Source organism: Methylobacterium sp. TK31, assembly GCF_055361545.1.
Window position 1 is genome coordinate 1,887,521 of the sequence record NZ_CM143964.1, and the last position, 16,772, is coordinate 1,904,292.

Annotated in this window: 12 protein-coding genes and 1 pseudogene; 4 read left to right on the forward strand and 9 right to left on the reverse strand. The window is 71.0% G+C overall.

The window, feature by feature from the left end; all coding sequences use genetic code 11:
• Positions 1 to 206: 206 nt before the first annotated feature.
• The 4 genes from ACXJY8_RS08625 to sfnG all read right to left on the reverse strand — a co-directional run bounded on the left by ACXJY8_RS08625 (position 207) and on the right by sfnG (position 6,064).
• Complete coding sequence (locus ACXJY8_RS08625) at positions 207 to 1,103, reverse strand: alpha/beta hydrolase (protein WP_463780482.1); 897 nt, start codon at positions 1,101 to 1,103, stop codon at positions 207 to 209.
• Between the two features lie 60 nt (positions 1,104 to 1,163).
• Positions 1,164 to 3,356: a TonB-dependent siderophore receptor gene (locus ACXJY8_RS08630; protein ID WP_463778769.1), complete on the reverse strand. Its 2,193-nt coding sequence runs from the start codon at positions 3,354 to 3,356 to the stop codon at positions 1,164 to 1,166.
• A gap of 257 nt (positions 3,357 to 3,613) precedes the next feature.
• The gene (locus ACXJY8_RS08635) at positions 3,614 to 4,891 is read right to left on the reverse strand and encodes an SfnB family sulfur acquisition oxidoreductase (RefSeq protein ID WP_463778771.1); all 1,278 of its coding nucleotides are present in this window, start codon (positions 4,889 to 4,891) and stop codon (positions 3,614 to 3,616) included.
• Between the two features lie 45 nt (positions 4,892 to 4,936).
• Complete coding sequence (gene sfnG / locus ACXJY8_RS08640; protein WP_463778774.1) at positions 4,937 to 6,064, reverse strand: dimethylsulfone monooxygenase SfnG; 1,128 nt, start codon at positions 6,062 to 6,064, stop codon at positions 4,937 to 4,939.
• Positions 6,065 to 6,654: 590 nt separating this feature from the next.
• On the opposite strand from sfnG, the gene ACXJY8_RS08645 reads away from it, so the two are divergent.
• Together ACXJY8_RS08645 and ACXJY8_RS08650 are read left to right on the forward strand one after the other, a co-directional pair.
• On the forward strand, positions 6,655 to 7,077 hold the full coding sequence (locus ACXJY8_RS08645; protein WP_463778778.1) for a response regulator: 423 nt from the start codon (positions 6,655 to 6,657) through the stop codon (positions 7,075 to 7,077).
• Positions 7,078 to 7,414: 337 nt separating this feature from the next.
• The gene (locus tag ACXJY8_RS08650; protein WP_463778780.1) at positions 7,415 to 8,761 is read left to right on the forward strand and encodes an L-serine ammonia-lyase; all 1,347 of its coding nucleotides are present in this window, start codon (positions 7,415 to 7,417) and stop codon (positions 8,759 to 8,761) included.
• Positions 8,762 to 9,224: 463 nt separating this feature from the next.
• Here the strand turns inward: ACXJY8_RS08650 and ACXJY8_RS08655 are convergent, their stop codons facing one another.
• The 3 genes from ACXJY8_RS08655 to ACXJY8_RS08665 all read right to left on the reverse strand — a co-directional run bounded on the left by ACXJY8_RS08655 (position 9,225) and on the right by ACXJY8_RS08665 (position 11,939).
• The gene (locus ACXJY8_RS08655) at positions 9,225 to 9,617 is read right to left on the reverse strand and encodes a response regulator transcription factor (protein WP_463778782.1); all 393 of its coding nucleotides are present in this window, start codon (positions 9,615 to 9,617) and stop codon (positions 9,225 to 9,227) included.
• Between the two features lie 173 nt (positions 9,618 to 9,790).
• The gene (gene fixJ, locus ACXJY8_RS08660) at positions 9,791 to 10,399 is read right to left on the reverse strand and encodes a response regulator FixJ (RefSeq protein WP_463778785.1); all 609 of its coding nucleotides are present in this window, start codon (positions 10,397 to 10,399) and stop codon (positions 9,791 to 9,793) included.
• A complete protein-coding gene (locus tag ACXJY8_RS08665) occupies positions 10,389 to 11,939 on the reverse strand; it encodes a sensor histidine kinase (RefSeq protein WP_463778788.1) in 1,551 nt (516 codons plus the stop codon). Before ACXJY8_RS08665 ends, fixJ begins: the two co-directional genes overlap by 11 nt.
• 300 nt (positions 11,940 to 12,239) lie before the next feature.
• Here ACXJY8_RS08665 and ACXJY8_RS08670 point away from each other — a divergent pair, with 300 nt between their 5' ends.
• Both ACXJY8_RS08670 and ACXJY8_RS08675 read left to right on the forward strand, forming a co-directional pair.
• Entirely contained in the window at positions 12,240 to 13,100 is an 861-nt protein-coding gene (locus ACXJY8_RS08670) for a universal stress protein (RefSeq protein ID WP_463778792.1), read from the forward strand.
• A gap of 68 nt (positions 13,101 to 13,168) precedes the next feature.
• Positions 13,169 to 13,342 carry a hypothetical protein gene (locus ACXJY8_RS08675; protein ID WP_463778795.1) on the forward strand — a complete coding sequence of 58 codons (174 nt, stop codon included), beginning with the start codon at positions 13,169 to 13,171 and terminating at the stop codon, positions 13,340 to 13,342.
• A 115-nt stretch (positions 13,343 to 13,457) separates the two neighbouring features.
• On the opposite strand, the gene ACXJY8_RS08680 is transcribed toward ACXJY8_RS08675, so the two are convergent.
• Both ACXJY8_RS08680 and ACXJY8_RS08685 read right to left on the reverse strand, forming a co-directional pair.
• Entirely contained in the window at positions 13,458 to 14,273 is an 816-nt protein-coding gene (locus ACXJY8_RS08680) for a universal stress protein (RefSeq protein ID WP_463778797.1), read from the reverse strand.
• Positions 14,274 to 14,348: 75 nt separating this feature from the next.
• Positions 14,349 to 16,295, reverse strand: a pseudogene (locus ACXJY8_RS08685) (heavy metal translocating P-type ATPase).
• Positions 16,296 to 16,772 lie beyond the last annotated feature (477 nt).

The window sequence follows — 16,772 nt, forward strand, 5'->3', positions numbered from 1 at the left end:
ACCCGGTTAAACTACGCTCCGGCGCCGCGCCTGAGCAGTCCGGGCTGAGGTAACGCTGCCATGCGCGCGTCCGGTCGCGGGCGGTGCGGCCGCACACGCCCGCCGGTCCGCGACCCTGTCGGCGATCCGGTCGGCGCCGCGCGGGGGCCTTCCGGATCGGGCCGCGGCCTGCCGGAATCCGCGCGGGACAGGGCCGTCCCGCGGGTTCAGGTCGGGCGCTGCATGACGTGGAGGACGGCATCGTTCACGGCGTCGGGCAGGACGCTCATATGCGTGCGGCCGGGAATGAGCCGGAACCGGCTGTCGCAGCCGGGAATCCGGCCGAGCCGCTCCGCCATCGCCCGGGCCAGCTCGACGGTCCGGGCGGTGTCCAGGCGGTCCTGGCGCGCCGCGCGGTCGGGGGCCCCCTCCTGGAACGGCGCCAGTTCCGCCTCGTAGGCCCCCGCCAGCAGGAGGACGCGCGCCGGGACGGGCGGTCCTCGCTCGAGGCGCTCGAGGCTCCGGAGCACGATCCGGTCCTCCCAGTAGATCGACGGGCTCGCGGCGATCCAGTGCGAGAAGGCGTCGGGCCTGCGGGCGAGGGCGTAGAGGACGAACAGGCCGCCGAAGGAATGTCCGAAGAGGGCCTGCCGCGCGGGGTCGACCCGGCAGCGCCGCGCAATCGCGGGCCGCAGGACCGTCACGACGAAATCCAGGAAGGCGTCGGCGCCGCCGGTCCGGATCACCGGGCCGCCGGCCGTGTGCGGCGGATAGGATCGGCCGGGCGGCGGAGTGTAGTCCCAGGACCGGCGCAGGCCGTCATAGGCCTCCGCCCCGGGATATCCGATGCCCACGACGGCGAACCGGGAGGCGATCCCGGTGGCATCCGGGTACGGCGCCTGCGCCCGCTCGATCTCGATGGCCGTGGCCGTCACCGCGTTGCCGTCGAGCAGGTAGAGGACCGGCCAGCCGGCGGCGGGCGCCTCGCCGGGCGGAACGTAGAGCGTGATCCGCCACGGGGCCCGCCCGCCCTCGCCCCCGAGATCGAAGCTGACGGCGCCGGGCAGACGCGCCGGCTCGTCGGGGCCGGGTGCCGGGCTCGCCAGGGTCCGGGCGCTCCGCATCGGCCAGGCGGCCGCCAGGAGGCGCGCGACGCCGCGCCGCGAGAAGGACCGACGCATCAGCTACCACCGGTAGATCAGGCTGCCGATCACGGTCGCGGGGGCGCCGCGATAGCAGAACCCGGCCTGACAGGTGAAGTAGTCGCGGTCGAAGATGTTGTTCGCGTTCACCTGGGCCCGGAAGCCTTGGTACTTCGGATCGAGGGCCGCGAAATCGTACGCGAGCAGCGCGTCGAACAGCGTCACGGTCGGGTTGCGGACCGTGTTCTCGTCGTTGGCGAAGCTGTTGGCGTTGAAGCGGATGCCGCCGCCGAGCGTCAGCCCGCGCAGCGCGGAACCCGGCGGGAACAGGTAGCTGAGGAAGCCCGTGACGGTATCCCCCGGAATGCCGGACAGGAACCTGCCGTCCAGGGCCTGGCCCGCGGCCGAGGTCTGGGTGAGATAGCGCAGGTCGAGATGGGTGTAGGCGAGGGTCAGGTTGGTGCCGGGCGCGAAGTTCGCGATGGCCTCCATCTCGAAGCCGCGCGACTCGACGGCGCCCGTCGCCACCTGGAAGGCGACGTTGTTGGGGTCCGTGCGCAGGACGCTGCTCTGGACGATGTCGAAGCCGGCGAACCCCGCCTGGATGTTCGTGCCCGGGATCAGGTATTTGACGCCCGCCTCGATCTGGTCCCCTGTCGCCGGCCGGAAGGCGCGCCCGGCGGCGTCGGCGCCCGGTTGCGGCGCGAAGGTGGTCGCGTAGCTGGCATAGGGCACCAGCCCGGGGGCCAGGAGATAGTTGAGGCCGACCCGACCCGTGAAGGCCTGGTCGTTCTGCCGGGTCGCGGCCGCGGGGGCCGCGGTCGTGGTCTGGGACACCCAGTCGTAGCGCCCGGTCAGGGTGAGTACGAAGCGGTCGAACCGGGCCTGCTCCTGCAGGTACAGGCCGACCTGATCCTGGCTCTGCGCGGTGCGCAGGCCCAGCAGCGGCGCGAGGATCGGCTGCTGGCCGTCATTGCGCGTGACGAGGTTGAGATCGGGGGCCGTCCCGAAGCCGAAGCGGTAGTTGAAGTCGGAATGCGCGTAGTCGAGTCCCGCCACCAGCGTGTGCGCGACCGGCCCGGTGGCGACGTGCGCCTCGATCTGGTTGTCGAGGGTGATCTGGCTGAGGAACTGGCGCGAATATCCGGTCGAACGGCTGGCGCTCGTGCCGTCCGGGCTGAGGGCGGCGATCGACGCGTAGCGATAGTCGTTGCCGATGTCGTAGAAGCGGAAGTTCTGCCGGAAGATCAGATCCGCGTCGAAGCGGTGCTCGAACGCGTAGCCGACGCGGCCCTGCTGCTGGCGGAAGTCGTTGAAGGCCGGGTCGCCCGAATAGAGGCGCGTCGGGCGCAGGTTCTGGTTGAAGAACGTCGTGCTGCCCGGAAGCTTGGTTTCCTGGTACTCGCTCAGGAAGGTGAAGGTGGTATCGGCCGACGGTTTCCAGGTGAAGGACGGCGCGATGTAGCTCCGGTCGTCCGAGCCCCCGGGGATGAAGGTGTCCGACTGGCGCCGGATGCCGGTGACGCGGTACGCGAGCGTGCCGCCCGTGCCCTCGACCGGGCCGCCGATGTCGAAATTGCCCTGGTAGCGGTCGAAGTTGCCGACCTGCAGCTGCACCTCGCCGAAGGGCGTGAAGACCGGCCGCTTCGTGGTGACGTCGAGGATGCCGCCGGGCGAGCCGAGGCCGTAGAGCCCGGAGGCCGGCCCGCGCAGGATCGTGGCGGCCTCGATGCCGTAGGGCTCGATCCGCGGCACCGTCAGGCCGGACGCGACCTGGCGCAGACCGTCCCGGAAGATTCCGTCATAGGTCAGGCTGAAGCCCCGGACGTAGAACGAATCGAAGCGCGGATCGAAGCCGAAGACGTTCGAGGAGACGCCGGCCACGTAGCCGATGGCCTCGTTGAGGGTCTGGACGTTGCGGTCGTTCAGCGCTTCCCGGGTGAGCACCGTGACCGATTGCGGGGTCTCCAGCAGCGGCGTGTTGGTCTTGGTCGCCGTGGGACTGATCCGGGCCGTGTAGCCGGTGACCCCGGAGGGGCCGCCGCCCCCGCCGCTGGTCGCGGCCGTCCCGCCGTCCCCGCCGCTGAGATTGGCCCCGCTGCCGGAGGCGGGCCCCGCGGCCGTGCCCTCGACCGAGAGCTGGTCGAGCTGCACGCTTCGTTCCTGGGCCGCCGCGGTTCCGGCGAGGGCGGTCGTGGCGAGGAGCAGGGCGAGGCCTGAGGAGCGGTTGGGCATGACGCACGCTGTTACGCGCCCGAAGCGGCGCAGTAACCGAGTCATGACCCGTCAGAAAACACCAGGCAAGATGAAGATGTTGTCTAAACAGCACACTTAGAGCACTTCAAATCTGAAGCAATTCTAAGGTATTGTGGTATGAAGACGAGCAGAGTGCTGATTTTTGCTAGGTCGTTACCAGCTCTCCTGCCTGGTCCTTGGTCGCGTCGGTCGGGTCTCGTCGGTCGGGTCTCGCGGCGGGTCCGGGGTCCCGCGGCCTAGCTCCAGGCGTGGAAGGGCGGGTTCACGCCGTTGAGGGCGTGGTTGCCGACGATCGCGTATTTCCAGCGCACGGGATCGTGGAGCGTGTGGGTGCGGGCGTTGCGCCAGTGCCGGTCGAGATTGTGCTCGGCCAGCGTCGAGCGGGTGCCGGCGAGCTCGAACAGGGTGTTGGTGGTGGCGAGCGCCACCTCGGTGGTGAGCACCTTGGCCTCCGCCACCGCCAGCTGCGCGGCCGCCACGGTCTCGGCATCGGGAGCCGCCACGGCGGCGTCGAGGGCGAGGCCGGCCCGGTCGAGCAGCGCCTCGGCCGCATGCAGGCGGATCGTGAGGTCGCCGACGATGCGGATGGTGTGGGGATCGTCGGAGGCGCGCTCGAGCCCGCTGTCGATCCAGGGGCGGGACTTGGTGCGCACGAAGTCGATGGTCTCGGCCAGCGCCGCCCGGGCGATGCCCGCGTCGACGGCGGCCTGGATGATCTGGAAGATCGCCCCGTCGGCGCTGGGCTGCGCATAGCCCTTCCAGGCCGGCACCAGGTGGGATTTCGGCACCCGCACGCCGTCGATCCGCACGGTGCCGCTGGCGGTGGTGCGCTGGCCGAAGCTCGACCAGTCGTCGATCACCGTCAGCCCGGGCGCGTTGCGCTCGGCGATGGCGTACCAGGCCCGGCCCTCGTCATCGAGGGCCACGATGGGCACGAGGTGGGCGAGCAGCGCGCCGGTGGCGTAGAACTTGGTACCGTGCACCAGCACGTGGTCGCCGTCCTCCACGAAGCGGGTCTGGAAGTCGGCGGCGCGGGGTGTGCCGATCTCCGAGAAGGCGTTGCCGAACCGGGTGCCGGCCAGGACGAGGCCGAACAGCAGGGCCTTCTGGGCCTCGTCCGAGACCGTGTCGATCGAAGCCACGATGCCGAGGTGGTTCTGGGCGATCTGCCCGATGGACGGATCGGCCGCCGAGACGATGGCGATGACCCGCGCCAGGGTCTCGTAGGACAGCCCCGGCCCGCCATGGGCCCGCGGCACGTTGATTGACCACAGGCCGCTCTGCGAGAACGCGTCGAGCTCGGCCAGGGGGCGGCGCCCGGTGCGGTCGCGCTCGGAGGCCCCCGCCCGGAACGTCTCCGCCAGGGCGTGGGCGACGCGCAGGGCCTCGGCCGCGTCGCGGATGACGTGGGCCGGCGCGGCCGGGCGCGCCGGGCCGGGTGCGCCGGCGGGCCAGCGCTCGGTGTCGCGCGGGGGCGGGCCGACGGCGATGTCGGGGCTGACGGCGATGTTCATGCGGTGTCTCCGGATCGGGTGGCGAGGTCGGGGGGCCGGTTCGGCTCAGGCCGCCCGCGCCCGCTCGGCGCGGGCCGCCTCCAGGGCGCGGACCCGCGGGATGACGTGTTCGCCGAAATACGCGACCTCCTCCTGGAAGTGCAGGAAGGCGAGGAGCGCCAGGTCGACGCCGGCCTCCTTCAGGGCCACGATGCGCTCGGCGATCTGGTCCGGCGTGCCGATCAGGTTGGTCTTGAAGCCGTCGTTGTACTGGACGAGGTCCTCGAAGCTCGACTTCGCCCAGTTGCCCTCGCCCTCCGGCGAGGCCTTGCCGGCGTTCTTCACCTCGTGCCCGAAGGCCTTCACGGCGTCCGGATCGGCCTGGTCGATGATCTCCTGGAGGACGGCGCGGGCCTCGCCTTCCGTGTCGCGGGCGATGACGAAGGCGTTGACGCCGACCTTCACCGCGTGGCCGTTGGCGCGCGCCTTGGCCTGGATGTCGTCGACCTGGGCCCGGATGCCCTCGGGCGTGTTGCCGTTGGTGAAGTACCAGTCCGAGACCCGGGCCGCCATGTCGCGCGCCGCGCGGGACGACCCGCCCTGGAAGATCTCAGGCTGCGGATCGGCGGGCTTGGGCTTCAGGGTGTAGTCGCTGTAGCGGTAGAAATCGCCCCGGAAGGTGAAGTTGTCCTGGGTCCAGATCCCCCGCAGGGCGCGGATGAACTCCTCCGAGCGGCGGTAGCGCTCGTCATGGTCGAGCCACGGCTCGCCGATGGCGCGGAACTCGCCCGAGAACCAGCCCGAGACCACGTTGATGGCGATGCGCCCCTCGGTGAGCTGGCTGATCGTGGCGATCTGCTTGGCGGCGAGCGTCGGGTTCCAGGGCCCGGGCAGCAGGGCGGCGATGACCTTCAGCTTCGAGGTCGCGGCCAGAAGCGCATGGCTGAAGGCCACGGATTCGTGCTGGTACTCGGCGCCGTAGCCGGCGGTGAAGCGGATCTGCGTCAGCGCGTAGTCGAACCCCGCCGCCTCCGCGATCTGGGCCAGGCGCCGGTTGTAGGGCGCGTCCCAGCCCGTGCGCTGGGGAATTTTGCTGATGACGAGGCCGCCCGAGACGTTGGGGACCCAGTAGGCGAAGCGGATCGGCTCGTTGCCGTCGCGAAACTCAGGTTGAAAGCCCATGATCACACCCATGCGTTCCCGCGGAACGCGGACATGCGCGCTCCGGTGTTCGAATTCCGTCGAATGAATACAAAAGTCGAAGCCATCACGGCGTCGTGAAGACTGGATTAGTCCGGGGACATGCTCTGCTTTGTCGTTCCATGTCTGGAACCGCGTCTAGAATTGCTGGGAGATGTGCCGACGTCAAAGGAAGCAAACGGCTTTTTTCGACCCGGATGGGAAAGCTCCTTCCCCCATTCGCCGGCGCGGCCGAAGGTTTGCCCCGCGGGCGGCGGCCCGGAGGCCGCGAGCGCCGATCCGGCGCGTCGGCGGCGGTCGCGGGGTCGTCCCCGCCGAAGGATGCCCTTATTGTGGGCGGGCGGCGGCGGTTAAATCCAATCAATGGGATTGGATTGATAGTTTCGCTGTCTTTTCGTGCAGGTCGATGCTGATAACATGGGCATGCATGCGAAATTGCTGATCTCTTAAGCTTGTCGCCTGAATTGCTGTTGCCTCATGAAACTGGTCGTTTAAGGACGCGTTAACTGGTCGCTTCTACGGTCGAACCACCGTCCATTTGAAAGCCGAAGCGTCCGATATCGGTTCACCCAGGAATTCCGTCCATGATGGCCGCGTCCCGCCCACCGCTCGTGGTTCTCCTCGCCGGAGACGAGTTGACCCGCTCCATCACCACGAGCTGCCTCGAGATGTCGGGCTACGACGTCCTCGGCGCCCGCACGGCCGGCGAGGTGGAGAGCCTGCTCCTGGCCCAGACGGGCCGGCGCCGGGTCGACGTGCTGGTGACCGATGCCGACGTGCGCGACACGGTGGACGGCCTCTCCCTCGCCGGCGTCGCCCGCTGCCTCGATCCCACGGTGGGCGTGGTCTACACCGCCCGCTCCCCGCGCCGGCTCGACGCCGAGGCCCTCGAGCCGGGCGCCCTGCGCCTGCGCACGCCCTATCACGGGCACCAGCTCGTGGCCCTCGTCGCCGATCTGCTGGCCTCGAGCGCCGTCGGACCCGATTACGGCCGCGCGGCCGCCTGACTCGATCCCGCTCTCCCTTCCGGACCGGGGCCGTGCCTCGCCCCCGATCGGCCGCGGCACGGATGAGGGATGCGCGGCCACGATCCGTCGGGGTAGGAAACGGGCAACCGTCGTCCCGAACGGCGCCCGCCCCAATCCTGCGAGGCCCGCGTCTTGTGCGGGACCCGCGTCCGGCAAGATTCGGGTCCTGCAAGACCTGTGTGTTACAGGACCTCCATCTTGCAGGACCTCCATCTTGCAGGACCTCCATCTTGCAGGACCTCCATCTTGCAGGACCGATATCCCGGAAGACCGGTGGCGCGGTTCCTGCGCGGGGCGTGCCGGAACGCGAGAGCCGATGATCAGCGCCTTCGACCTCTTCAAGATCGGGATCGGCCCGTCGAGTTCGCATACCGTCGGCCCGATGGTGGCGGCGCTGCGGTTCCGCACCCGGGCCGAGGGCCTGCCCGGGCTCGCCCGCATCCAGGCCGAGATCTTCGGCTCCCTTGCCTGGACCGGGCGCGGGCACGGCACCGACACGGCGATCTTCCTCGGGCTCCTCGGCCACGACCCGCGCTCCGTCGACCCGGATGCGGTCGCCGGCCTCGTCGCGGACCTGGGGGCGGCCAAGCGGCTCGGCCCCGGCGGGCCCGCCTTCGACCCGGGCACCGACCTCGCCTTCAACTTCGCCGACGTGCTGCCGCTGCACACCAACGCCCTGCGCTTCCGCGCCCTCGACGGCGCCGGCGCGACCCTTGCTACCGAGACCTACTACTCGATCGGCGGCGGCTTCGTGGTGACCGAGGCTGAGGCCGCGCCGGGGGGCGAGGCGGATTGCCCCCTGCCCTATGCCTCCGCGGCCGGCCTGCTCGCCCTGTGCCTGCGCGAGGACCGCACGATCGCACAGGTGCAGTTCGCCAACGAGTGCGGTTCGCGCGCGCCCGAGGCGGTGGAGGCCGGTCTCGACGCCATTCGCGACGCGATGTTCGCCTGCATCGACCGGGGCCTGCGCCAGGACGGCGAATTGCCCGGCGGCCTCAAGGTGCGCCGCCGGGCCAAGCGCCTGCACGACGACCTCACCGCCGGGCGCCTGCGCAACGCCCGCGCCGCCCACGAGATCGTGGACTGGATCAGCCTCTACGCGCTGGCGGTGAACGAGGAGAACGCTTCGGGCGGGCGCGTGGTGACGGCGCCCACCAACGGCGCGGCCGGGATCGTGCCGGCCGTGCTGCGCTACGCCCGCGATTTCTGCCCCGACTGGTCGGAGGCCCGCGCGCGGGAGTTCCTGCTGACCGCCGCGGCGGTGGGCGGCCTGATCAAGACCCGGGCGTCGATCTCCGGCGCCGAGGTCGGCTGCCAGGGCGAGGTCGGCTCGGCGGCCGCGATGGCGGCGGCGGGGCTGGCGGCCTTCCTGGGTGGCAGCCCGGCCCAGGTGGAGAACGCCGCCGAGATTGCGATGGAGCACCATCTGGGCATGACCTGCGATCCCATCGGCGGCCTGGTCCAGATCCCCTGCATCGAGCGCAACGCCTTCGGGGCCAACAAGGCGGTGGTGGCCGCCTCCCTGGCCCTGCGCGGCGACGGCATCCACCGGGTCAGCCTCGACGAGGTCATCGAGACCATGCGCCAGACCGGCCACGACATGCAGGCCAAGTACAAGGAAACCTCGCTGGGCGGCCTGGCGGTCAACGTCGCGGCCTGCTGAGCGGCCCAATCGCGCATCATGTGACCGCTCGTCTAGGAAGAGGACCAGAAATAGCCTCCGGATCGGTCCTTGTTCCAACGGCGCCCAAAGGAAACCTTATTGAATAAGGACTGAATTCAAAAAAGATCGGGACGGGAGCTGTGCGATCCCCGCAGTTGATCATTGGAGAGCCGGACCAGATCCGCCCGAGTAAGGATGGCTCCGTTTCGGTCCGCCACGGTCAACGTCGCATCCGGTGGCAGGGCATCCGGTGGCAGGCCGCTCGCGGACAGGTTCCCGGCGAGCCGAGCGATATCGATGCTGGTGAGGATCGATGCTGGTGAGGACCGTGGCCCGCCGGGCCGGTCATCCTGGCCGCGGATGGGTCGCGCGAAGGGGAGCGTGGGTTGGTTCGTGACGCGACCGGCGACGTCGTCCCCCACGGCGAACGGACCCGTGCGCATCCACGCGCTGTCCGTCTGCCTCAGGCGCGGGCTTGGCGGTCCCCACGGCGATCGTCGGGCGGGATCATGTCCAGGAGGGTCTCGAAGACGAAGGGCTTCTCCATGAGGGGGATCCCCACGGCACGGGCTCGCGTCCGGATGGCCGGATCGGGATGCCCGGTGATCAGGATCACGGGGATCTGGGCGTCGAGATCCCGCAGCCGGCCCACCACCTCCAGGCCCGGAAGGCCCGGCATGACCTGATCGAGGAGGACACAGCGGGGTTCGGGGCCGGGAAAGGCCTCCAGGAGATCCAGGCCGCTCCTGAAGGCCTGGACCGAGAAGCCCTCGCCCTCGAGCAGGAAGCGGGTCGAATGCAGGATCGCGGGGTCGTCGTCGACGACGAAGATGAAGGACTTGCGGTTCGACGCCATCGGGCTCGCCTGCGGGCACGGTGTTGGAGCGGGTGCAGGGCGACAGGATGGGAAGAGGCTCCGTCCTTCGCCTTGACCTGGCTCAAACCCGACCCGTCTCAAACTCGACTTGGCTCGAACTCGACTTGGCCCAGACTCGAGTTGGCCCAGACTCGATCTGGCGCGAGGCCGCCTCAGGACAGGCCCGCCAGAACGGACCATCGCACCAGCTCCTGCAGGCTGGCCGCCTGGGTCTTGGCCATGAGCTTGGCCCTGTAGATCTCGACGGTCCGCGGGCTGATGTCGAGCGCCCGGCCGATGTCCTTGCTGGAGCCGCCCGCGACGAGGCGGTCCATCACCTGGCGCTCGCGCTCGCTCAGGGTACCCACCCGGCGGACGAACTCGTCGAGGGTGGGGTCGGCGCCCCTGGCCGGTCCCTCCCGGTTCAGGGCCGAGCGCAGCGCCTGCAGCAAGGCCTCGTCGCCGAACGGCTTCTCGACGAAGTCGCAGGCCCCGAGCTTCATCGCCTCCACCGCGAGCGGCACGTCCCCGTGTCCCGTCATCATCACCACGGGGAGCGTGTGGCCGGCCGCCCGCAGGCGGCGCAGCAGCTCCAGCCCGTCGATGCCGGGCATGCGGATATCGGTCAGGACGCAGCCGCGCGCCGGCTTGACCAGCGTGTCGAGGAGGTCCGTCCCGGCCTCGTAGAGCGCGATCTCGAATCCGGCGGTGTCGAGCAGGAAGCCGACCGAATCCCGCATGGCCGGGTCGTCGTCCACGACGTGCACGAGGCTAGCGGCCATGGATCGGGTCTCCCTCGGGGGCGGTCACCAGCGTCAGGCGGAAAGTGGCCCCGCCGGCCGCGTTGCGCTCGACCGTGAGGCGCCCGCCATGCGCCTCGATGATGGTGCGGCAGATCGAGAGCCCGACCCCCATCCCGCTGGCCTTGGTGGTGACGAAGGGCTGGAACAGCCGGTCCGCGACCGCGTCCGCGATGCCGGGGCCGGTGTCCGACACCGTGATCTCGACCAGGTCCGCGCAGAGCGCACGGGCGTCGACGGCGATCTCGCGCCGATCGCTCTGCTGCATGGCCTCGCGCGCGTTGCGCATCAGGTTGACCAGGACCTGCTGGACCTGGACGCGGTCGGCCAGCACCGTCGTCACGCCGGGGGCGATGCGGATGCGGGTGGCCACGCCCTGCTCGCGGGCGCCGACCAGGGCCAGGGCGCCCGCCTCCTCGATCAGCCGCGCGACCGGCTCGAGCCGGCGCTCGGTCTCGCCGCGTGTCACGAACTCCCGCAGGCGGCGGATGATCTGCCCGGCCCGCAGGGCCTGCTCGGCGGTCTTGTCGAGGACCTCGATGGTCTTGGCGATGGCCTCGGGGTCGGGCTTCGCCAGCAGGCGGCGGCAGCCCTTGGTGTAGTTGGCGATGGCGCCGAGGGGCTGGTTCAGCTCATGGGCCAGGGTGGAGGCCATCTCGCCCATCGCGCTCAGCCGCGAGACGTGGACGAGGTCGGCTTGCAGTTCCTGCAGGCGGGCCTGGGTCCTGTGATGCTCGGTCAGGTCGTTGATGAAGCCGGTGAAGAAGACCTGGTCGCCCGAGCGCATCTCGCCGATGGCGAGCTCCATCGGGAAGGGCGTGCCGTCCGCCCGCCGGCCCGTCACGACGCGGTTGGTGCCGATGATGCGGCGCTCCCCGGTTCGCCGGTAGTGGTCGAGGTAGCCGTCATGCGCGCCGCGCATCGGCTCGGGCATCAGGATGCGGACGTTTTGCCCGACGGCTTCGGCGGCCGCGTAGCCGAAGAGGCGCTCGGCGGCCGTGCTGAAGGAGGTGATGATCCCCGCTTCGTCGATGACGACCATGGCCTCGGGCACGGTGTCGAGGATCGAGCGCAGATGCGCCTTGCGGGCGCGCAGGTCCGCCTCGGCCTGCTTCTGCTCGTGGATGCTGAGGATCACGCCGCGATGCCGCGCCGGCCGGCCATCCGCGTCGAGGCTCACCCGTCCGCGCGAGCGCAGCCAGCGGAGGTGGCCGTCCGGCCGCAGGACCCGGTAGTCGACCTCGTAGCTCCCGCCCTCGCGCAACACCCGCTGGATGGCATCCGCCCGCGCTTGGCGGTCGTCGGGATGGACCAGGGCCTGGGAGGCCGCGAAGGTGGTGAGCCGCTCCGGCGGAACGCCGAAGAGCCGGGCGCAGGTCGGCGAGACCGAGACGCGGCCGCGCGGGATGTCCAGGGACCAGATGCAGATGCCCACGTCGTCCAGGGTCTGCCGGAGTTCCTCGATGGTCGGCGGGCCGTCGCCGTCCTCATCGGGCGCCATCGGGGCGATCGGATCCGTCATCGTCGACGCCTCCGGAAGAGACCTCGGGTCGAACCGAGGAGGGTGTCGTCGTCGGCGTTACGCAATGAGGCCGGCATCGGACCGGAGCTCCGCCCGGCCGCGCGCCTCTTCGCACGCGACCGCGCCTCACGGTTCCTGGAACGGCAAGCTATTCGGTTTGCTTCGCCGGGGATAGTCGGCGGATGCCGCCCGCCCTTCCGTCCGGAGGGCGTTGCGGCGACGGCGACCGTTTGCGCTGGATCAAGGCTCTTCGGGTTCGACGGGACGAACACTGGGACCGGCAAGGACCGGAGACCCGCCATGTCGAAGAACCCATCCTCCCCACTCTCGGCGATCCGAGACGTCTTCGTCGGCACCGCCGTGGCGGGCGAGCGCGAGGACGCATCCGCCGCCATCGGCTACGGGCTGACGCTCGCCAAGGCCGCAGGCGCGCACCTGACCGTACAGTCGGCGTCCTGGCGCCTCTCGGGCGACGACGCCTGGCTGGGCGACTTCGACTACGCGGGCGTCGCGGCCATCGACCGTCGCCTCGATGCCCTGGCGCGATCCATCGCGGAGCGCTCCGCCGGGGACGCGGCCCAGGCCGGCGTGGTCTGCACCACGGAAACGCCGAGCCTTCCCTACCCGGATATCGTGAGCCGGTTGGCCGGGCAGGCACGCCTCTACGACCTGACCGTCCTGGATGCCGGGCCACGGACCTATGATCTCGACCGCGAGATGATCGAGAAGGCCTTGTTCGCCAGCGGCCGCCCCGTCATCGCCGTGCCGCCGGGCGCGGATGCCTTCGCCTCCCGGCGGATCGTCCTGGCCTGGGACGGCAGCGCGCAGGCGGCGCGGGCGGCCAACGAGGCGATGCCGTTCCTGCGCTCGGCCGACCTGGTCGAGATCGTGTGCGTCGCCGATCCCGAGGACCTCCACGCGTCCGTCCCCGGTGCCGAGTTCGCGCCTCACCTCGTGCGCCACGGCGTGAACGTCACCGTCGTGGACATTCCCAGGTCGGACGGCATCGCGGAGACGCTGCGCAATCAGGCACGGATGCTGCGGGCGGACCTGATCGTGCTGGGGGGCTACCGACATTCCCCCGTGCGGGAGTTCTTCTTCGGGGGCGTGACACGCTCGCTCCTTCGAGGCAGCCCGGCCCCGCTCTTCCTGGCCCATTGAGGATGGAGGAGACCGTGATGACTCCGAGACGACGTTCCCTTCGCCATCCCGCGGGACGGATCGCGAGGGTGGATAATCCGCCCCGACCCGGTTCGCAGCGCGACGGGGCGCGGGCGTCGGACCGACCCGGGCAGCCTGAGCGTCCCGCGGAGAAGGACGACCGGGCGAAGGACGACTGGATGAAGCCCCTGGACGATGACGACCGCCGGGCACTGGAGGCCGCCTGGGGCTTCGTCGAATAGCCCGGGCAGGCGGAACGGCCCGGGGCTCGGGATGCCACCCGGGATGCTGCGCATGACCTCGTCGAGCCGACGCGGCGACCCCCGAACAGCGCAAGCGATACGCGCGCGCGGGGCGTCAATGGCTCATCAGGCAGCAGACGGGTGTCGTCCGGAGGATGTCGTGAGTCATGCCGCCGAAGATCCATTCCCGCAGGCGTGACCGGCCGTAGGCCCCCATGACGATGAGGTCGGCGTACTCGCGCCGCACGAACCGGACGACCTCCTCGGCCTCGCCGCGAAGCGCGGGGGCCAGGACATGCAGGGTGACGTTGGCGCCGTGTCGCGTCAGGTGGCCCGCCACGGCCTCGATCCCCTGCGCCGCCGCCCCGTCGCCCACCGAGACGAGGAAGACGTGGTCCGCCTGCCGGAGGAAGGGCAGTGCCGCCGGGATGGCCCGTCGTGCCTCGAGGGTGTCCTTCCAGGCGACGGCGATGCGGTCGGCGCTGAGGTGCTCGGCATCGGGTGGGACGACCAGGACGGGACGTCCCGCCTCCATCAGCAACGGGCCGGGCAGCACCGTCATCGCACCCGGCACGGCATCGGCCGGGCCACGGCGCCCGACTTCCACGAGATCCGCCGCGCGCGCCTCCCGGACGAGGTTGGCCGTCGGGTCGCCCTCCGTCGAATGCCAGGCGGTGCGGGGGGCCTCGCCGGCATGGCGCGTGAACACGTCTCGGACCCGGGCCGCCTCGTCACGGGATCGGCGTTCCTCGGCAGCGCGCAGGATGGCGTCCTCCTGCGGGTTCGCGAAGGCAGAGGGTTCGAGGATCGATCGGGCCGCCGCGCCGGTCAGGTCCGCCTCGAAGCGCCGCGCCAGGCCGGCGGCGAGCCGGACGCGATCGGCGGACCCGTGATCCAGATCCACGGATACCAGGATGTTGGCGTAACCCACGAGCGTCTCCCCAGGCCGCCGGCTCCGGCGAGAGGGGATCCTGGGTCCGTCCGATCCCGCCGGCCTTGATCCATCTCAAGGAATTGCCCGCGGCCATCGCGGCGGCGCCGGGGATTCGCGAGCCGACGCGGCCGTGTCGGTCTTCGGACCGCCGAGCGCCCGCATGGCGTTGAGGATGACGGCGACGTCGATGGCCTCCTGCACCAGGGCGCCCTGCACCGGAGCCAGGATGCCCAGGGCCGCCGCAACCATGCCGGCGAGCGACAGGCCAAGGCCGACCAGCACGCTCTGGAGGGCGATGGCCCGGGCCCGCCGGGCGATACGGATCGCTTCCGGAAGCGGCGCGAGGCTGTCGACCAGCAGGACGACGTCCGCCGCCTCGGCCGCCGCGGCCGCGCCCCTGGCGCCGAGGGCGACCCCGAGGTCGGCGGCGGCGAGGGCGGGCGCGTCGTTGACGCCGTCCCCCACCATCATCACCAGCCCACGCCCCCGTACCTTCGCCACGACCCGCGTCTTGCCCGCGGGATCGAGATCCGCCTCCAGGGTATCGATGGGCAGGCCCTCGACCAGCGCGTCGGCCACGCCACGCCGGTCACCGGTCGCGAGCACGATGCGCTCGATGCCGCAGCGGCGCAGGTCCGCGAGCGTCCGCCCGCCATCCCGCCGCAGCGGGTCGGCGAAGCGCAGGATCGCGGCGGGCTTGCCGTCCACGGCCACCAGGACCGTCGCCGCGACAGCATCCGCGTTCCGGACGGCGTCCGTATCCGGGAAGGGGATGCCCTGCGCCCGCATCAGGCGGGGCCCGCCGACCCGGACGAGCCGCCCCTCGACGAGGCCCGAGACGCCCTCGCCAGGGACTTCGGCCACCTGCGTCGGCCGCGTCAGCGCAAGGCCGCGGGCGAGGGCCGCATCGACCAGCGCACGGGCGGTCGGGTGGCCGGAGGCCTGGTCGAGGGAGGCCGCCAGCCCGAGGGCGTCCTAATCTTCGACCGGGCCGAGGATTTCCACGCCGGTCAGCCGCGCCGTCCCGTGGGTCAGCGTACCGGTCTTGTCGACCACCAGCACGCGCACCCGTGCCAGCTTCTCCAGGGCCCCGCCGCCCTTGACGATGACGCCGATGCCGGCCGCGCGCGAGAGGCCGGAGATCAGGGCGACCGGCACCGCGAGGATGAGCGGACAGGGGGTGGCCACGACCAGCACCGCGAGGGCCCGCAGGGGATCGCCCGTGGCGGCCCAGGCGCCCCCGGCCAGCAGCAGCGTCAGGCCCAAGAAAGCCAGGCCGTAGCGGTCGGCAAGGCGGGCCATCGGGGCCTTCCGGGTTCGGGCCGCCTCGACCAGCCGGACGATGCCCGCATAGGTGCTCTCGGCGGCCCGGCGCTCGACCCGGAGCGTGAACGGCGCACCGACATTGACGGTGCCGCTCAGCACGGCCGCGTTCGCCTCGAACGTGACCGGCAAGGCCTCGCCGGTGAGCGTCGCCTGATCGAGAATGGCGCGGCCCGCGGCGACGCGGCCGTCGACCGGGAGGACGTCGCCGACGCGCACGAGGATGCGGTCGCCCGGCGCCAGGACCGCGATGGGGACCTCCTTCACGCCGCTCGAGTCCTCGCGCAACGCGGTGCGCGGTTGGCGGGCGAGCAGCGCCGTCATCGCCCGGCCGGCCCGTCCGGAGGCGTAGGCTTCCAAGGATTGGCCACCGGCGTACATCAGGGCGATGACGACGCCGGCCAGGGGCTGGGACAGGGCGAGCGCGCCGCCCATCGAAAGCAGGGCGACCAGGTCGAGCCCGACATCGCCGCGCATCAGGCTGGTCACGACCTGGGCCGCGAGGACGGCGAGGATCACCAGCGTGGGAAGCGCCCAAGCCCAGGCCGCGATCTCCGGGCGAGCGAGCGCCTGGGCGAGCAGCCCGGCGCAGAGGCCGACCAGCGGCAGGACCGCCAGCCACACGCGCAAGGCGGGCAATCCGCCGACGACCGCCGGCTTTGCCGCCGCCCTCGGGTCCATGGCTGCCGTCGTCATCCTAAGGGCGCTTTCGGCTGTCGAGGGCCTCTGGGATGCGCTCGTATCGACCGAAGAGCCTTGCGCTGCATCAACCGGTGACCGCGGCGTCGCCGCGCCGATCCGGCATCACCCGTCGGGACGCGTTTTTTCACCGCCTCGATCCCGCGCAAGGTCGCGGGATCGGCCGCCCGCCATCGTCGGGCATCGATCCGGGCGCATGGCCCGGATGCCGGGAGATCCCAACGCCTTCCCTGACTCTGCCGAGCGCGGTCGACGCGCAAACGCTTCAAGAGCGGCGCCGGCCGTCAGCGTGAGGGCTGGTTCGGATGCAGCGACGCGGCCGGCTCGAAGGAATCGGAGCACTCGGCGGGTGTCGGCTTCAGGAGATCGCCTGCACAGGCGATGAGGCTCAAATGAATAGAGAGAACAAAAGCGCGCGTTCGACGGACATTCCCACAGGCTCGGACCACGCAGGAACATCGTTGCGATCCGAAG